This is a genomic window from Kitasatospora sp. NPDC101235 (genome assembly GCF_044767505.1).
In the GTDB taxonomy this organism is placed as follows: domain Bacteria; phylum Actinomycetota; class Actinomycetes; order Streptomycetales; family Streptomycetaceae; genus Kitasatospora.
This window is the reverse complement of the sequence record NZ_JBIWNZ010000028.1, coordinates 99185-116635: the sequence shown is the minus strand read 5'-3', so window position 1 is coordinate 116635 and position 17451 is coordinate 99185. Positions and strand designations below refer to the sequence as shown.

The following is a 17451-nucleotide window of genomic DNA, read 5'->3' as shown; positions in this document are numbered from 1 at the left end:
CGATCCGGTCCGACAACCGCTCGTCCGTCGGCGGCTTGACCTGCCCAGGGCGTGGCATCCAGGCACCTCCTGGACAGGCAGCCTACCAGCAAAGATCCTTAAGTCACTGGTATTGGGGCTAGTACTGCAATCACAGTTATGGGCGGGACGGTTGTGAGTTCGGCTGGTGGCTGTGGTTGTGTTCTGCCGTGTCTGTGGATCTCGGGGTGGGACAGATCGAGGCCTGGCAGGGGATGCTGTCCGGGCTGCATGCGCGGTTCTCGACGACAGGCCGCTCATGAACACGGCCCGCAGGTTCACCCGTGCCATCCTGCCTCCTTCTCCGTACCGTCAGGGCGGGCGTCCGGTTCGCATCGCGTGAGAAGCATTCGACCCTGTCAGTTTCCGGTGTGACGCCACAAGGCGCCGCCCTGACCGGCAGGAGCGCGGTCGAAGACTCACCCCCGCCATCAGAACAACCAGCGAACAGCCTGCTCCCGGCTCACCCGCTCGGCATCGACATACCAAAGCCCGTTCGGTTTGTCCCACCGGGCCTTGAGGAGTGCCTTGGCCTCGCCCTTCTCGCCGTACGGGACGTTGAGGTAGAGCCGCCCGTGGATGACGTCCCCGGGCCGAATGCTCGCCGCCCCGGTCGCATCCCGCGTCGGGATCAGCTGATCAGCCGAGATCACCTGGCATGGCGCCCCAGGTTGACCAGCCGACAGATCGGCTCGCGCATGCGGTACTGAGTGTCCAGCGCCCCCAGCCGTGGGTCCTGGCGTACGGAGCCGCTCTCACTCACCAGACCGGCCGTGTGGAAGGCCGTCCACGCTGCTCGACGTCATGGCGGAGAGCCAGTCGGCACGCGTGTCCCCGAGGCACGGCCAGAAGCCCTTCCGCACCGATGAGGTGACACTCGCCGGCTTCCAGGACCTCCTGGACCGACTCCCGGCAGAAGGCCGGCTGGAGGCACTCAAGAGGGCGGAGATCCAGCTGATGTCCGACACGGACGCCGGACTGCCCGTCGGGCCCGCCACGGACGCGCTGAAGTGGGTCTCGGCCGAGGTGTCCCTGGGCAACAGCCACTTCATCCGTCACCAGAACGGTTGGTACGAGATCGGCGCGAACCACCTGGAGTACGTCGACGCCGAGGTGCGCAAGCTCTTCGAGGCGTCACCGGCCTACGACCTCCCCGCATGGCCGACGGAGGACGAGGCCCGGGCGCTCGGGCTCAAGAACACCTACGAGAACAGCTACAACCGGCTGGCGGCCCGCTCCCTTGGATGGGCCTTCCTGGACGGGGGCCTGATCCAGTGCAAGCTGCACCCCCTCGGCTTCGAGGCCGCCGACCTGATCGCGCCTGACGGCACCCTCGTGCACGTCAAGCAGACCAAGGAATCGGGCCCGCTCAGCCACCTGTTCGTTCAGGGCCACGTGTCCGCCGACGCCCTGCACACCGAGAGCGACGCGAACGCTGCTGTCGTCGAGGCCGTCAGGAAGCGGCTTCCCGCGTTCCCCGAGGGGCGCTTCGAGCCGCGCCGGGTGCTCTTCGCCATCGCGTTGAAGACGGGCGCCGCGCTCACCTCCGACTCCCTGTTCACCGTCTCCAAGATCTCGCTGCTGCACACCGCGCGCGCACTGCAGAACCTGGGCATCGAGGTGCACATCCAGGGGATCGACTACCGTGCCCGCGCCGGGCTCCCGGTCGATTGACACCGTCAACACGTAGGCTGTGACGCGCCACCAGGCTGACGCAGGAAAGGCTCCCCATGTCCCACCCGGATCGCCCCGAGTTCCACATCAAGCTTCCTGGCGTGGACCTCGTCGCATGCGGGCGGCTTCTCGACGAGATCGGCAACAACGGTTCGCCCAAGTTCCTGCTGCTGGAGGGGTCGTCAGCGACGGCGACCGACTGGCCCAAGCTTGGCGACTACGGCCGCCGGCTGCGCGCCGCCCTGCGGACCGACTGGTCCCTCGTGGACGACCGCCCCGGCTACTGGGTGGCGAACCGCGACATCGAGTGCAACTCGCCCTCGGCCGCCGCCACCGTCGTGCTCGGCTACAACGCCGGCGGCCCCGAGACCTGGCGGACCACCGAGGGCTACCCCCTCGCCGACTACCTGCCCGGCAGTTGGCGCATCCCGCACAAGGCGTGGCTGGTGCGCGGCTCCAACGTGTCCGGGCACAACCTGGTGCGGCGGCTCTGGCTCGCCGACGGGATCGTCTCGCTCTCCGGCGCCCACCTCCCGCCGCTCGACGAGGCGGACCCGACCAAGAGCGCCCTGCGCAGCTACGTCGAGGAGGGCTACGAGGGCTCCGCCACGTACAACCAGAAGCGCGGTCTGGTCGACGAAATCCACTCGTTCCTGACCCAGATGCGGGAGGGCGACACCGTCGTCACCCTCGCCGATGGTCTGCTGTACCTCGGCGAGATCGACAGCCCGGCCGAGCAGACCGACTCCCCTGGAGGCCTGTCCAACCTGCGGCGGAAGGCCGTCTGGCAGCCGGAGGGCCTTCCGTACGAGGAACTGCCGGAGGAGGTTCAGCAGAAGCTCTCGGTCCAGCACGACGTCGTCGACCTGACCCCGGTCGCCGACGTGCTCGCCCGGCTCGTCACGCCGGTGGCGGTCTCGATACCCACTGCTGACCTGGAGGAGGCGAAGGAGCTGTCGCTGCCGCAGGTCGACGGCTCCCTCGCCGACGACCTGCTCGTCCACGACCTCGCATGGCTGGACGAGGTGCGCGAACTCATCTGGGAGGAGCGGCAGCTCGTCTTCTACGGTCCGCCCGGCACCGGCAAGACCTACCTGGCCATGAAACTCGCCGAGCACTTCGGCGGCGGCCCGGAGCAGGTGAAGCTGGTCCAGTTTCACCCTCCTACGCCTACGAGGACTTCTTCGAGGGTTTCCGGCCCACCGAGGACCCGGAGACGCACGACGTCGCCTTCCGGCTCACCGCCGGGCCGCTGCGCGAACTCGCCGACCTCGCCTCCCGCGAGGGCAACCGTCACCTTCCCCACTTCCTGATCATCGACGAGATCAACCGCGCCAACCTCGCCAAGGTCTTCGGCGAGCTCTACTTCCTGCTCGAATACCGCAAGAAGTCGGTCCGACTGACCTACTCCGGCGACGACTTCGCCCTCCCGCCCAACCTGTTCGTCATCGGCACCATGAACACGGCCGACCGCTCGATCGCCCTCGTCGACGCCGCGATGCGCCGCCGCTTCGCCTTCGTCGAACTCTCCCCGCGCACCGAGCCCACCCGGGGCCTGCTGCACCGCTGGCTTGAGCGCGAGCAGTTGGACCCCGAGCCCGCCGGCCTCCTCGGCGCCCTCAACGACCGGATCGGCGACCCCGATTTTGCCATCGGCCCCTCCTACCTGATGAAGCCGGGCATCCACGCCGACGACCGGCTGCGCCGCGTCTGGCGGACGAAGATCCTGCCGCTGCTGGAGGAGCACCACTACGGCGAGGGCGAGGACATCGAGGCCCGCTACGGACTCGACGCCCTGCGAAAGTCGCTGCCGTGAACCCCGATGGCGGCCCCGCCGCTGACATCTCCCTGCGCGAGCACGCCCCCGCCCGTTCCGTGCCGCTGGACGCCGCCACCGGCCGGGCGCTGGCCGCCTCGGGCGTCCTGAAGAGCGCCGTGCCGGACCCGTACCGGGACGGGCACTGGCTGCTGCGGGCCGGGAGCCTGGTCGGCGCGGTCCGGATCCCCGGGACCGGACGCGCACTCACCGTCCGGATAGCACCGAAGACGCCCGTGCGCCGGCTGTTCTTCCTTCTCGGTTTCAGCCTCGACCCGGCGAAGGCCTGGCGGCAGGGCCGGGACGGCACGGTCGACGCGGGGGTGTACGAGGACGTGGTGCCCGCCCTCGCGCACGCCGTGGAGCGGCAGATCGACGCGGCTCTGCGGCAGGGTGTCTTGCAGGGCTACCGGCGGACGGAGGAGTCCGCGCTCGTCGTGCGCGGCCGGATCCGCGAGGCGGAGCAGATCCGCCGGCACTTCGGCCGCACCCCGCCGGTGGAAGTCGTCTATGACGCGTACACCGCCGACATTCCGGAGAACCGGATCCTGCGGGCCGCCGCCGAGACGCTGCTGCGGCTGACTGGCGTGCCGGGCCCGGTGCGGCGGCGCCTGGCGCACCAGCGGGTGCGCCTGGTCGACGCGGAGCCGCTGGTGCGCGGGCACGAGCTGCCGGCCTGGTCCCCGTCCCGCCTCAACGCCCGCTATCAGCCCGCGCTCCGGCTGGCCGAGGCGCTGCTGGCCGGCTCCACGCCGGAGCACCGGCCGGGCGAACTCCGCTTGGACGGCTTCCTGTTCGACATGAACTCGCTCTTCGAGGACTTCGTCACCGGCGCCCTGCGGGAAGCCGTCCGCGAGCACGGGCTCTCCGCCCGCCTCCAGGACCGGCACCACCTGGACACCGCCCGCCTCGTCCGGCTGCGCCCCGACCTGGTCGTGTACGACGCCGACGGCCGGACGCCGGTGGCCGTCGTCGACGCGAAGTACAAGACGGAGGCGGGCGGCGCCCACCCGAACGAGGACCTCTACCAGATGCTCGCGTACTGCACGGCCCTCGGCCTGGACGAGGGCCACCTGGTGTACGCAGCCGGCCGGGCGGACTGCCGCGTCCACGAGGTGCGCGGCACGGCCGGCCCCGGCGGACGGGGCATCAGGCTGTACCAGCACGCCCTCGAAATGGACGCCGAGCCCGCCGCGCTCCTCACGGTCTTCCGCACCCTGGCGACGCGCGTGGCCGGCGTCAACGGCCGTCTGGGATCATGACCGGACGAGCTTCCCCATGCTGGCCCGTCCGGCACGCTCGCAGAAATTCTGCGGGCCCTGGTCCGACCAGCACCGGAACACGAGAGGGAACATGCCTCGACTCGCTTTCGCCAACAGCTTCTGGGACGGCTACGACACCCTGGAGAAGCCGATCCGCGCCGGTGTGCGCAAGGCCATGGCGAAGTTCCAGGCCCTGAGCGTCGCCGAACTGAACGCCGACAAGGGCCTCCACCTGGAGTCCGTCGAGAACTCCCGCGACCCGCGGATGCGGACCATCCGGATCACCGACTTCTGGCGCGGCGTCGTGCTCGCCCCGGACGACAGCAGTGACGTCTTCCTGCTGGTCAACGTCCTCCCCCACGACGACGCCTACTCGTGGGCCGCCAAGCGTCTCTACAGCGCGAACACCGCCACCCGCGCCCTGGAGGTCCGCAACGCAGTCGCCCTCGACCAGCTGACGCCGATGTACGAACAGGCCGCACGGCAGGCGCCCACGCTGCTCTTCCGGAAGGTGTCCGACGGGACGCTGCACGAACTCGGCATCGACGACCAGGTGCTCCGCGCCGTCCGCTCGATCGCGGACAAGGCGCAGTTGGAGGCCTTCGCCACGCTGCTGCCCGAGGACCAGCTGGAAGTGTTGCAGTACCTCGCGGAGGGCTTCACCCCGGAGGACGTCTACCGGGACGTCGTCGCGGCGCGCCGCCCGGTCGGCGCGCCGGCCGAGCCGGTCGAGGACCTGGCCACCGTCATCGCGAACACCTCCGGGCGGATCCGGCTCGTCACCGAGCCGGATGAGCTGGAGGAGATGCTGGCGAAGCCGTTCGCCGTCTGGCGGATCTTCCTCCACCCGTCCCAGCGGCGCGTCGCCTACCGCACCTCCTACAGTGGCCCCGTCCAGGTCACCGGAGGGCCGGGTACGGGCAAGACGGTCGCCGCACTGCACCGCGTCAAACACCTGCTGGACCGCTCGGACGACGGCCGGATACTGCTGACCACGTACACCAACGCCCTCGCCGCCAGCCTGCGGGACAACCTCGGCCTCCTCCTCGACGACGACGAGGACCGGCTCGCCCGGGTCGACATCACGACCGTGGACGCGTACGCCAACGGAACCGTGCGCCGCCACGACTCGCGGGTGCCTCAGCCGCTCGGCGACGGCGAGCAGCGGAAGCTGTGGGGAAAAGTCGTCAAGGGGCTCGGCCTGCCGTTCACCGAACAGTTCCTCGCCCAGGAGTACCGGCACGTCGTCCTCGGACAGGACCTGCGCGACCTGGACTCCTACCTCGCGGCCCCCCGCAACGGACGCGGCACGCCGCTCGGTCCCGGTCGACGCAAGCTGCTCTGGGAGGCCGTCGAACTCTTCGAACAGACCCTGCGCGACCGCGGCGAGAGCACCCACCTGCGCATCTGCGCACGGGCGGCCGACCTGCTCGGCACACACGGCCCGACCCACCGGCACGTCGTCGTCGACGAGGCCCAGGACCTGCACCCGGCACAGTGGCGGGTGCTGCGCGCCGCCGTCGCACCGGGCCCCGACGACCTGTTCCTCACCGGCGATCCGCATCAGCGGATCTACGACTCGCGCGTCACCCTCGGCTCCCTTGGTATCCGGACGACCGGCCGCAGCTTCCGTCTCCGCGTCAACTACCGGTCCACCGAGGAGATCCTGGCCTGGTCGGCGCGGCTGCTGGCGCCGGTGAGCATCGAAGCGCTGGAGGGCGGGGGCAGTGATTCGCTGGTGGGGTACCGCTCGCTCCTGCACGGTTCCAAGCCGGAGACACACGGATTCGCGACCCGACAGGAGGAAGTGGCCGTACTCGTGGAACGGGTCCAGCAGTGGATCGCCGACGGCATCGCACCCGGAGAGATCGGCGTCTGCGCCCGGTTCAACCTGGCCCTGGACAAGGCGGAGGAGAAATTGACGGCGGCCCGGGTGCCGGTTGTGCGCACCAGGGGACAGGCTCCAGCTGGTACCTCCGGTGTGCGGTTGGCAACGATGCACGCGATGAAGGGCCTGGAGTTCAGGGCAGTCGCCGTTCTCGGCGCTTCGGCCGAGGCAGTGCCCTTCGCCAGGGAGGTCACCCCGGTGGACACCGACCCGCTGCAACACGAGTCCGACCTGCTGCGCGAGCGCTGCCTCCTGTTCGTCGCCTGCACCCGGGCACGAGAAGCACTGCGGGTGACGTGGAGCGGGTCGCCGAGCGAATTCCTCCGTTCGTCGCAGACGAATTGACGCCGGTCACAGGTCACAGCCACGTGCGTGCCCGAATCTTGTCGCCCCACCGCCTGTGGGATGGGGGCCGTATCCTCCATAGCCGATCAGCGCTCGCGCCCCCGGGCCTTCAGCGGCACGTCAGGCAGCTCCGGAGCGGGCAGCCGGTCGCCGGCGTAGCCGTGGACCTCGCCGAAGCGGTCGCCGGCCATCCAGTCGGCGCGGGCCCGGGCGATGTCCTCGGTGGTGCGGCCGATGAAGTTCCACCACAACATCACCCGGATTCGCCGGTCACGAGCACTCATGCATGACGTCGATCTCGACCGCTGGCCTGGAATACCTGACCTGCACTCGGCTCCGAGTCCTGAACTCACTCACCAGGGCACGAAGCCGCAGTTCGGCAGGACCACCATGATGCCGCAAATGGTCAACGAGTCCGCTCGCTTCTTCCGCGAAGTCCCACGACGACGTCGTCAGCCCAAACGCTCCAATGTGAGGCGCGGCAGCCAGGTGGACGACAAGCCGCGTGTTCGGCGAGGGGCCGAGTCCGGATCGCGCTGCAAGACGGCGATCTACCATAGCTGGAGGGCATCCACACATTCCGTCCATCCGATCGATCGGGGGCAGGGACGGCTGCCCGTCACAGACATGCGCGACCGCACGCCCCGCCCCTCGGACCATCCTCAGTGAGACTGCTCGCTCGTCCTCCACGAACACCCGCAGAACGTCCTGCCCGGTTCCTATACGCCTCCGGCCAAGCGCCTTGCCCTCCAACTCTGCACGGGTTCCGAAAAGATCAGCAAGACGCTCTGCTAGCCGTGGCGAGTCACACTCGATCTCCCACGCCGGGGGCTCCTGCGGCCCGCGGTCAGCAAGCGGCTCACGAATCACAAGTTGGCCTGCGAGATCTCGAAATGGATGCACCTGGTAAGCGGACATGCAGACCTCCCGTACGTCCCGTTGGGAGACCGATGGTCCGATCAATGCGTGATTTGGCCTGGCCGCCTTATCGAGGTGAGGACGGAGGCAGCCCACGCTGTGCGAGCCGTGGACCGCCTCCGAGCACAGACCGTCACGCGGCCGGCGCGAGGTCTTCGAGCTCCGTCTGCGGCACCCACGGATCCGGCGCGTCCAGCCAATGGATCTCCACGCGGTCATCCCCATTGAACGGGTGCACCCCGCGCTTGCCCTTCCGGACGACGACGCGCCTCACCGCCAGGCGGATCAGCTCCCTGCGAAGGCCCAGGTCCGCCTCGTCCCATGCCCGGCGGAGACGCTCATCCTCCAGCAGGAAGGAAACGTCCAGTTGCTTCGGGCTCGCTTCGGCCACCCTCGCCTTCGCACTGTCCAAGGCGACTCGGGCCTCATGCTGAAGCCGGGGAAGGTGCGTGTCGAAGGGCGGGTCAAAGAAGCCGGACGCCTGCTGCGCAACCAGACGCTGAACGCCAGCCTCCGCAGTCTTCAGCGCCGCCAGCGCATCCGCGAGCTCGGTCGCCATCTCCGGTGACTGCCGCAGGCCCGTCCACCGCTGCGCCGCGACGACGAGCAGCGGGTCCTCGGGCCGGGTGGCCTTCAGCCTCGTGAACCACGCCTCCGTGACGTAGTCCTCAAGGGCCGTGCGCAGCACGGACAGCGGCTCGGCGCAGGCGAGCGCGTCCTTGCCCCGCCAGCACACATGGCTCAGCCCCCTGACCGAGGCCGTGCGCCGGCAGCCGCAGCACATCACGCTGTCCGTAAGCAGGTGCGGCGTCTCCCGGGTCGAGACGCACACCGCGGGGTCCAGAAGGCGGTTCCCGTTCGCGTTCTGCCGCGCACGGACCAACAGCTCGTGGGGTATCGGCTCGGCTCCGTCCACGAACACCCGGACACGGTTGCCCTGCTGGTCGCGGTACGCCTCGAACCGCCCGCTGCCGTCCTTCCGGCACGGGGCGACCTGCCAACCCTCGTAGACCGGGTTGTGGATGATCCGGCCCACGACACTCGGGTACCAGAGGCCTCCTCCCGGGCCGGCGATCGGGGCTGGCCCGGAGTTCATGCCCTTCGCGATCGACCGGTGGCTGAACCCCAGCGCGGCGGACTCGACGACGTGCAGAACGTAGCGCCAGTCGGAGTTGTGGCGGAGCTTTTTGGAGGCGTCCACCTCCAGGCCGTACGGCGGGGCCTGCGTCCACTGGCCGCGCGACCGCATCGACGCCTTGGTCGTCTTGATGTTGTACGAGAGCCGGTTGGAGAACTCGCGGGCCTGCTCGGCCCGGTCGATGATCCATCGCCGGTCGCGCTCGTTCGAGCTGTCCAGACCGTCGTAGTCGAAGATCACCCGGGCCTTGCCGAGGATCGGCCCGATGTCATCGATGCCCTTGCGAGTGAATCGGTCCAGGTAGGCGCACCACAGCGCCGGCACCTCACCGTCGAGAACTGCCGCCAGGGCCTTGTCGAACTCCGGACGTTCGACATCGCTCCAGGCGGACAGGTTGTCGACCCAGACTTTGCGGACCCGGTAGCCCTCGCGGGCCGCCCAGGACCGTCCGGAGTCCTCCTGGGCCTGGATGGAGGTGAGGTCGCGGGGGTCCTCGTTGCGGACGATCCGGGACTTCCGGAGGTAGAGGTCGACGTAGGACAGTTCGGGCATTGGTGCTCTCCGAAGAAGGCGGACCATCCTGCCACGGATTTCCGGTTGGCAGGGTGTCCCGCCGCCCTTCGCCGGAGGTTTCATCAACTTCGGCTACTGGAAGGGGATCGACCTCGCCGCCCCGACGCCCGAGGACCGGGTGCGCAGCCAGGAGCAGATGTACCGGCGGGTGTTGCGGGCCTTCCCCGAGCCCCGGGAGCGGTTGCGGCTGGCCGAGGTCGGCTGCGGGCGGGGGCTGGGCGCGGCGCTGGCGCTGCGGGAGTTCCGCTTCGCGGCGGTGACGGGGGTGGACATCCACCCGGACCAGATCGAGCGGGCCCGTGCCGTCAACGCGAGAGCCCTGGCCACGTACCCCGATTGGCTGGCGTACACCCTCGGGTCGGCGGACGAACTCCCGTTCTCCGACGGCTACCTGGACGGCGTCTTCTCCGTCGAGGCGGCCCAGCACTTCCGCGAGCTGACGGGCTTCGCCCGCGAGTCCGCCCGCGTCCTGCGCCCAGGGGGCCGCCTGGTCGTGACCACCTTCTTCACCGCGCCCGGCTCCGACGCCGCCGAACGCCTCAAGATCATGCTCGCCAGCTTCGCCGACGGCCTCGACGTCGCCCACCCCCTCGACGACTTCACCGCCGGCCTCACCCGCTTCGGCTTCACCGACGTCGGCACCGAGTCCATCGGCGCCGACGTCTGGCCCGGCCTCGACCGCTACCTCGCCGACACCGTCCCACCCGCCCACTGGACCCGCCACTTCCTCACCGCCTGGCGCGACGGCCTGGTCGACTACCACGTCGTCACCGCCACCCGCATCTGACAGCGCCACACGCCCGAGCCTGCCCGCACCAGCGGCGGACAGGCCTCCGACTTCAACCGCCCACCGCGGGCCACCGCCGCCCCGCGCGAAATGTGACTGACCATCACATCACGTGCATGTCAAGGGCTTTGAGCAGACTTGCTTGCGATCAGTTGTGCGGGGCGGCCAGACTGCCAGCAGGACTGTCTGTCCGTCTCGGAGGGGGCCGAGTGAAGCAACTGATGCCGACCGATCCGATCGCGGTCGGTCCGTACCGACCGATCGCGGAACTGGGCCGGGGTGGGATGGGCCGGGTGCTCCTGAGTACCGCTCCGGACGGACGGCTGGTCGCACTGAAGCAGGTGCACCAGCGGTTCTTGGAGGACGACGGCTTCCGGGCCCGCTTCCGCCGTGAGGTGGAGGCCGCCCGGAGCGTCACCGGCGCCTATACCTCGACGGTCGTCGACGCCGACCCGGACGCACCCGAGCCCTGGCTGACCTCGGACTTCATCCCGGGGCTCTCCCTTCACGAAGCCGTGGAGACGGTCGGCGCCCTGCCCGCGCCGTCCGTGCTGTCACTGGCCACCGGACTCGCCACGGCGCTGGCCGACGTCCACCACGCCGGACTGGTGCACCGGGACATCAAACCGTCGAACGTCCTGCTCGCCGAGGACGGTCCCAGGCTCATCGACTTCGGCATCGCCCGCGCGGCCGACAGTGAGGACGGGACCACCCTCACCCACACGGGGCTGCTCGTCGGTTCCCCGGCCTTCATGTCCCCCGAACAGGCCCAGGGGCTTCCGGCCGGCCCGCCCAGTGACGTGTTCTCGCTGGGTACCGTCCTGCTGATGGCCTACACCGGCGCGTGCCCGTTCATCGGGCCGTCCATTCCGCAGACGCTGTACAACATCGTCTACACCGACCCGGATCTCGGGAGGCTTCCCGAGGAGATCCAGCGCATCGCCGCTCCTTGCCTGGCCAAGGATCCCGGGCTACGGCCGAGCGCCGACAGCCTGCTCGACTCCCTCGCCCGGCTCGCCGCTCCCGTCCACCGGCCCTGGCCAGCCGCGGTCCACGAGCTGATCGGACACCAGCGGACCGAGGTCGCCCGGTTGCGCGCGGAGGCGAAACGCGCGGAGGCGGCACGCACGGAGCCGAACCGTCCGGTCCCCAGTGTGCCTGCTGCCCGGAAGCCCGTCCCCCGGACGTGGTCGGGCACCGCCCGGTGGGGGCTCCTGGTGGCCGGCGCCGTCACCGCCGCCCTGGCGGTCACCGCCGGCGTGCTCGTTCCGCAACTGTTCGACCGTGGCACCCGCGAGGCCGGCAAGCCGGTCCCGGTCGTCACCCAGCCCCCGCTGCGGCAGACGACGCCCAGCCCGACCGTGTCCCTGCCCAGCCCGACTGTGGCGACGCCCAGGTCCACGCCCCCGCCCGTGGTCGTTCCCGCCCCCACGGTGGTCCCCGAGCGCACTCCCACCCCGACGGCGGACCCCGAACGCGCCACCAGGACACCGGCCCCGCCTGCCGACACGAAGCCGAGCACCCAGCCCGCCCTGATCGCCGCCTGCTACGAAGGGAACGTCGTCAAGCCGACGAAGCTGCTGCTCGCCTGCGGTGACGGCAAGCTCTCGCTGTTGGACCTGACCTGGTCCGGCTGGGGAACGCCCACCGCCACCGCGACCGGCACCAAGGAGGAGGTGCCGTGCGTCCCCAACTGCGCCCAGGGCCGACCGGTCCACGCCCCGGCCAAGGTCACCGTCACCGGTCTGGTGGGCGGCCGGTACACCTGGATGCAGATCGATTCCCCGCGTTCCCCGCACAGCTTCGCGTCCTACCGGCTGGGACCGAACGGACCCGTGTCACTGGACTGACCGAAGGGGCGGTCAGGCTCCCCAGGCCGTGAACCCGGCCCAGCGCCGCGGCGACGCGAACGGCTGCCCGTCGGCGGCCGGCGCGGCATAGCGGCGGGCCAGGCCGGCCAGCCCGGGGCGGCCGGTCGTGTACTGCGCGAGCTCCGCCCCGGTGAGGCCGCGCAGCCACGACCGCGCTTCGCGCAGCGCCCGCACCGGATCGCTCCCGTCGGCACCGGCGGGTGCGCACAACTCGTGGAATCGCGTCATCAGCACTGCCGTGGCGAGGTCGTCCACCTGCCACAGGCTGGTCACCGCACAGGCCGCCCCGGCCTGGAGAAACCCGGCCGGGAGCCCGACGAACTCGTCGGGCATCCGCACGATCTCGAAGTGGCCGGACTGGCAGGCACTGACCACCACGAGCCGGCAGCGGCGCAGTTGCCGGCGGGCCAGGACCTCCACGTCCAGCCGCCCGTCGGCCAGCGCCAGCGAGGCACCCCGGCTGCCGAGGTCCGCGCTGCCGTGGCAGCTCAGGTGCAGCACGGTCGCCTCCGCGACCTGGTCGAGCAGCCACCCCACGGTGGCGTCGGCCCCGATCGCCCGGCGGGTTTCTCCCAGCGGCTCGAAAACGCGGAGGACCTCGTCGAGTTCGGCCCGGCTGCCCGGCAGCGAGCCGTCCGGATCGCCGACCGCCACCAGCCGGCGAGCTGTCTCCGGAGGACGCGCGGCTCTGGCTCCGCAGGCCGCGTGGACGGCCGCCGACGGGGAGACGTAGAGGGTGCCGACGTCGTCCAGCACACCGGCCCGGCCGGGGCCGACCGGCACCGCGTGCAGCGGGACCATACCGAGCAGCCCGGTCGGGATCACCACGGCCTCGCGGCTCGGGTCCTCCGCCAGGAGCCGGGCGACCGGGAGCAGCAGCGGTTCCAGCAGGCCGAGGCGGTCCAGGGCGGCCGGCAGGTCCTTGCGCCGTCTGAGGGCTCCGGCGTGCTGGGTCAGGAGCACCCCGGGTGCGTGCCCGTCCTCCTGGCCCAGGATCAGGAGGCTGAGGACGGTGGCGCCGGAGACCTCGGGTACGACGGTGCCCAGCACCCGGGGCCGCGCGTCCGCCTGCGGCAGCTTCCCGCCCGCGCCCGGTGGGGGCGGCGGGGTGAGGTCCGGCCTCCGCGGGATCGTCAGGACGCAGCTGCCCCACGGCGCGTACACCAGGTAGGCCAGCGGTCTGCCGGCCGCGGCGCGGACGATGTCCTCCAGTCCGCTGGTGGACAGGAAGCGTTCCATACCGGGGATCCGCCGGATCTCCGCGATGACCGTGCGCAGCTCGCGTTCCGCATCGGCCTGTTCGGCCGTTCCCGGGTCGAGCCCGTGGGATGTCGCGGCGGCCGGTTCGGCGGCGGAGCGCCGGTAGCGGGACTGTGCCTGCCGGTACCGCCGGGCGAGCGCGGGATCGATCCGCTCCAGGGCCGCCAGCTCCACCGCGCCGCGTCCGGTCGAGACCGACAGCTCGCGGGCCAGTCCGCGCTCGATCGCTTCGACGGCCTGCTCCGGACGGCCCGCCCGGGTCAGCAGGTACGCCGCGAAGCGGGTGAGCGGTGGCCAGCGCGTGAGCACGTCCTGGCGGCCGGGGGCGGTGACCTGGGCGTCGTAGAGCGCGTCGAGCGCGGTGAGCAGGCCGGCCGCGAGGTCGGCCGCCTCCGTCCACCGCTCGGCGTCGGTGAGGGCGGTGAGCACCTCGGTGCCGATGCCGAGGTGCAGGCTCGGCGAGACCGTCGGCGGCGCGGCGAGCAGGGCCTCCCGGCGCAGCCGAAGACCTTCTGCGCTGCCCGGTTCGTCGAGCCGGTCATGGCAGCGCGCGAGCAGCCACTTGACGCGCGCGGAGTCGACCGGGCCGGGTCGCGCGGCCGACAGGTCGAGTGCCGCGGTCACCGCCGCCCGGGCGCCGAGGGCGTCGGCGGGTTCCCGCGACAGCAGAAGGTCCGCGAGGTTGCACTGCAGCTGCGCCCACAGCCGCGGGTGGTCGTCGGGGCGCAGGTGGGCGAGTGCGCTCCGGTAGCGCTGCTCCGCCTGGAGCAGGTCCTCCGGCCGTCCGCGGCGGAAGAGCAACATGCCGAGGTTGAGCATGGAGTAGGCCCAGTCGACCGCGTTGCGTTCCGGTGAGCGGGCTCGCAGGCCGAGAAGGAGGCGGTCGATTCCGAGGTCGAGGTCTTCCGGGCCGCCGCCGGGCCGCGAGGCGAGCAGCAAGCCGTAGTTGGTCTGGATCACCGCCCAGGTGTCCGGGTGCAGGTCGTGGTCCAGTTCGGCGGCGCGCGCCAGGAGGCCGCGGGCGGTGAGCCAGTTCTCCATGAGGTCGCCGTCCTGACGCCGCTCATGTCCGGAGGCGAGGTTGTTCGCCACCTGGGCCCAGGGCAGGCTGCCCTCGGGAAGCCGGCCGAGGGCGTGTTCCAGCAGGGCGATCGCCTCGGACGGGTCGGTGTCGAGCCCGTCGTGCACGACGTCCAGCAGCCGGGAGCCGAGCAGGGCGGCGAGTTCGGTCTCCAGTGCGGCATCGCCGGTCTGGCGGGCGAGGGCGAGCGCCTCCCGCGCGGCCGGCACGCCCTCGGCCCCTGTGGTCTCCCGCGCCCTGCGGTCCAGCACCGCCAGCCGTTCCCGCAGCCCGTGGCCGAGGCGTTCCAGTTCCCCGAAGTAGCGGCGGATCACCTCGTCCTGCGGCGGGTCGCTCCGGCACAGGCCGTCCAGCAGGCGCTGGCGCGCGCCGAGCAGGGTTTCCATGGGCGTGCCCGCCATCGAGTGCAGTTCCTCTCTCGCGGCGTCACGGACCTTCGTGGAGGTGGTCAACTCGGGGTTGTTCCTGACGAGTTCGGCGAACGCGTCAGGAAGGGTCGCCATCACGGCGTGCAGCAGGTACCGCGCCCGCGCCGCCTCGCGCTCCGCCCGGGCGAATTCGAGGAAGATCTCGTAGTTGGCGACCGTCGGCGGGCCCTCCGGGAGGAGTTCACGGCGTGCGGTCTCCGGGTCGTCGAGGTCCCGGTCGACATCGCGGGCCAGCACGACCGGAAGCGCCCTGCGTGGCAGGGGGATCGTCTGCCCGGTGATGGTTCCGCCCTCGAACGCCCCGGCCCGTCCGGCCTCCGCCAGGATGCGGGTGGCGGAGTCCCCGGCGCCGGTCTGGAGGTCCTCGACGGACGCCGCGAACAGCACCTGGACGATCGCGTCGGGGCGCAGCACCAGCACCGGCGCGTCGATGTGCGCTCGCGCCCCGCAGCCCGGGCAGGCCACCCAGGACACGCCTGGGCCGTCGGCCTCCAGCACGTCCGCCCGCTCGCGGGCGTCGATGATGTGCCAGACCGGCTCCTGACACCCCCGGCCGCACTCCGGGCAGTTCCACGCGTACGGGGCCCTCGCCGATACCGTCACAGCCGAACCTCCGTTTGCCGGCGGCTACTTTCCGCCGGTGATCTGGGACAGCAGCGCCGTCAGGACCTTCCCCAGGGTGGAATCCCGAAGCGCCCGCTTCCGGATGGTGAAGCTCCATCGGCCGCTCGACTCGCGCTTGACGAGCACATCGGTCTGCAACAGCGTGAGGGCCAGCACGGCAACCCCGAGCATGACGCCGTCGAAGCGCTCGGCCGGCTCCCGCGCGTACTCGACGGCCTCGCCGACCGTCCCGGCCAGCGCCTCGTCCCGATCCGCCGCGTACGCCAGCACAAGCCGCGCCAGTTCCCCGTCGGACGTGGGCGGCTCCTCCGGCCGCCCGTACACCGCCAGGTCCTCAGTCGACACGGCCTCCCGTAGTTCCTCACCTCGAGAGGGAAGCTCCCCGGCCGCGGCGAGAAGCCCGCGATCCTCAACCACAGCGGCCAGTGCTCTGACTGCTTCCTCCTCGGAGAGCAGCCGGATCTGCCATTGAAGGTCACGTTGAGTCGACATGTCCCAAGTCTTGCGCGCTCGCCAGACGTTCGCGGCACAAACAGCCGAAATCGGGTCGCCCGTCATCACGCCAGTTCCCTGTCGCAAGAGAACTTTCGAGTTCGGATCGCAGCGGATGCTGACCGACGCGGAGGTGTGGAAGACGCGTTGGAGCTGGCGATGGTAGCTGACTGGCCGGTGGAGGTTGCCACTGACCTTGCCGGACTCCCTCGCTTCATGTCATGCATGCCGCGAGCCCTTGGCATCAATCATCTAGCCGTGTTCGAAGGGCACTTGGGACCAGCCACCAGTCGAGCCCAGCGCCCGGCAGCGACACCGTGCGTGAGGATGACGACATCGGTCGGCGCTTCGGGGGAGCTGACGGGGTGAACTCCGCGAACCCGACTCGGCCGGAGCCTCGGGCACGAAGGTCCGCTCGACGTCCGGCCGGCACTCCACCACCGACCCCCGCCACCAGCCCGTTCGTCCTCGGCGACGGCTTCCACCCGGCGGGAGTGCGATGTCGTGTTTCCGCCAGCGCCGGTGGTCCCGTCGCGAGAAGGTCGGCGACGGCTCGTGTTCCCCATCACGGGTCCGTCCGCTCGGAACTCTGCGAAAGGCGCAGCGCATGCACATCGTCCCCGGGCTCAAGGTCCTGTACTTCGGAACTCCGGTGGTGCTGATCAGCTCGCTCAACGAGGACGGTACGGCGAATCTCGCGCCGATCTCCTCGGCGTGGTGGCTGGGCCAGTCGTGCATGCTCGGTCTCGGCAACAACGCCCACACCACCGCGAACCTGCTGCGGGAGGGCGAGTGCGTGCTCAACCTGCCCTCGTCGGCGATGGTCGGTGCCGTTGACCGGATCGCGCTCACCACCGGGAAGCCGGCCGTGCCGGACTACAAGGTGGAGCAGGGCTACCGGTACGAGCCGGACAAGTTCTCGACCGCGCAGCTGACCGAGCAGGCATCGGACCTGGTCCGAGCCCCACGGGTCGCGGAATGTCCGGTCCAGCTGGAGTGCCGCGTCGTCTCGGCCCATCCCTTCGGTGGCTCACACGCCACCGCCTTCGAGGTCGAGGTTCTTCGCGCCCATGTCGAGGAGGGGCTGGTCATCCCGGGGACCCACTACGTGGACCCGCTCGGCTGGGACCCGCTGATCATGAAGTTCTGCGAGTTCTTCGGCGGTGGGCACAACGTTCACCCGTCGAGGCTCGCCGAGGGTTGGAACATGCCGCACCCGCGCCCGTCGGCGGCCGTCTGAGCGTTGTCCGCCCGTAGAATGCGAAGCTTGAACGGC

General features: G+C 70.7%; 10 protein-coding genes and 2 pseudogenes. 7 read left to right on the top strand and 5 right to left on the bottom strand.

What is annotated here, in order from left to right:
• Positions 1-449: 449 nt before the first annotated feature.
• Positions 450-671: a DUF5710 domain-containing protein gene (locus ACIRRH_RS34490; RefSeq protein ID WP_403075340.1), complete on the bottom strand. Its 222-nt coding sequence runs from the start codon at positions 669-671 to the stop codon at positions 450-452.
• 151 nt (positions 672-822) lie between these two features.
• On the opposite strand from ACIRRH_RS34490, the gene ACIRRH_RS34485 reads away from it, so the two are divergent.
• The 4 genes and pseudogenes from ACIRRH_RS34485 to ACIRRH_RS34470 all read left to right on the top strand — a co-directional run bounded on the left by ACIRRH_RS34485 (position 823) and on the right by ACIRRH_RS34470 (position 7003).
• The gene (locus tag ACIRRH_RS34485; protein WP_403075338.1) at positions 823-1692 is read left to right on the top strand and encodes a TIGR04141 family sporadically distributed protein; all 870 of its coding nucleotides are present in this window, start codon (positions 823-825) and stop codon (positions 1690-1692) included.
• Between the two features lie 56 nt (positions 1693-1748).
• Positions 1749-3508 (top strand): annotated as a pseudogene (locus ACIRRH_RS34480) (DUF4357 domain-containing protein).
• Positions 3505-4770: an McrC family protein gene (locus tag ACIRRH_RS34475; protein WP_403075335.1), complete on the top strand. Its 1266-nt coding sequence runs from the start codon at positions 3505-3507 to the stop codon at positions 4768-4770. The pseudogene ACIRRH_RS34480 and the gene ACIRRH_RS34475 overlap by 4 nt, the downstream one beginning before the upstream one ends.
• 91 nt (positions 4771-4861) lie before the next feature.
• Positions 4862-7003 carry a UvrD-helicase domain-containing protein gene (locus ACIRRH_RS34470; protein ID WP_403075333.1) on the top strand — a complete coding sequence of 714 codons (2142 nt, stop codon included), beginning with the start codon at positions 4862-4864 and terminating at the stop codon, positions 7001-7003.
• A gap of 86 nt (positions 7004-7089) precedes the next feature.
• Here ACIRRH_RS34470 and ACIRRH_RS34465 read toward each other — a convergent pair.
• Positions 7090-7263, bottom strand: a pseudogene (locus ACIRRH_RS34465) (pirin family protein); the annotation flags it as partial.
• A gap of 791 nt (positions 7264-8054) precedes the next feature.
• Entirely contained in the window at positions 8055-9611 is a 1557-nt protein-coding gene (locus ACIRRH_RS34460; protein WP_403075330.1) for a recombinase family protein, read from the bottom strand.
• A 139-nt stretch (positions 9612-9750) separates the two neighbouring features.
• Between ACIRRH_RS34460 and ACIRRH_RS34455 the strand changes: the two genes are divergently transcribed.
• Both ACIRRH_RS34455 and ACIRRH_RS34450 read left to right on the top strand, forming a co-directional pair.
• Positions 9751-10419, top strand: coding sequence for a class I SAM-dependent methyltransferase (locus ACIRRH_RS34455; protein ID WP_403075328.1), 669 nt, complete (start codon positions 9751-9753; stop codon positions 10417-10419).
• A 116-nt stretch (positions 10420-10535) separates the two neighbouring features.
• A complete protein-coding gene (locus ACIRRH_RS34450) occupies positions 10536-12269 on the top strand; it encodes a serine/threonine-protein kinase (protein ID WP_403075326.1) in 1734 nt (577 codons plus the stop codon).
• A 12-nt stretch (positions 12270-12281) separates the two neighbouring features.
• Here ACIRRH_RS34450 and ACIRRH_RS34445 read toward each other — a convergent pair whose 3' ends face one another.
• Both ACIRRH_RS34445 and ACIRRH_RS34440 read right to left on the bottom strand, forming a co-directional pair.
• Positions 12282-15662 carry a CHAT domain-containing protein gene (locus tag ACIRRH_RS34445; RefSeq protein WP_403075324.1) on the bottom strand — a complete coding sequence of 1127 codons (3381 nt, stop codon included), beginning with the start codon at positions 15660-15662 and terminating at the stop codon, positions 12282-12284.
• 24 nt (positions 15663-15686) lie between these two features.
• The gene (locus ACIRRH_RS34440; RefSeq protein WP_403075321.1) at positions 15687-16241 is read right to left on the bottom strand and encodes a hypothetical protein; all 555 of its coding nucleotides are present in this window, start codon (positions 16239-16241) and stop codon (positions 15687-15689) included.
• Positions 16242-16782: 541 nt separating this feature from the next.
• Here ACIRRH_RS34440 and ACIRRH_RS34435 point away from each other — a divergent pair.
• Positions 16783-17415 (top strand): flavin reductase family protein, encoded by a 633-nt coding sequence (locus ACIRRH_RS34435; RefSeq protein ID WP_403075319.1) that lies wholly within the window; start codon positions 16783-16785, stop codon positions 17413-17415.
• The last annotated feature ends 36 nt before the right edge of the window (positions 17416-17451 follow it).

Bases quoted from the DNA above. Each gene is read 5' to 3' on its own strand.
- ACIRRH_RS34485 (WP_403075338.1), top strand. From the start codon at position 823: ATGGCGGAGAGCCAGTCGGCACGCGTGTCCCCGAGGCACGGCCAGAAG.
- ACIRRH_RS34435 (WP_403075319.1), top strand. From the start codon at position 16,783: ATGCACATCGTCCCCGGGCTCAAGGTCCTGTACTTCGGAACTCCGGTG.
- ACIRRH_RS34450 (WP_403075326.1), top strand. From the start codon at position 10,536: ATGTCAAGGGCTTTGAGCAGACTTGCTTGCGATCAGTTGTGCGGGGCG.
- ACIRRH_RS34460 (WP_403075330.1), bottom strand. From the start codon at position 9,611: ATGCCCGAACTGTCCTACGTCGACCTCTACCTCCGGAAGTCCCGGATC.
- ACIRRH_RS34440 (WP_403075321.1), bottom strand. From the start codon at position 16,241: ATGACGGGCGACCCGATTTCGGCTGTTTGTGCCGCGAACGTCTGGCGA.
- ACIRRH_RS34470 (WP_403075333.1), top strand. From the start codon at position 4,862: ATGCCTCGACTCGCTTTCGCCAACAGCTTCTGGGACGGCTACGACACC.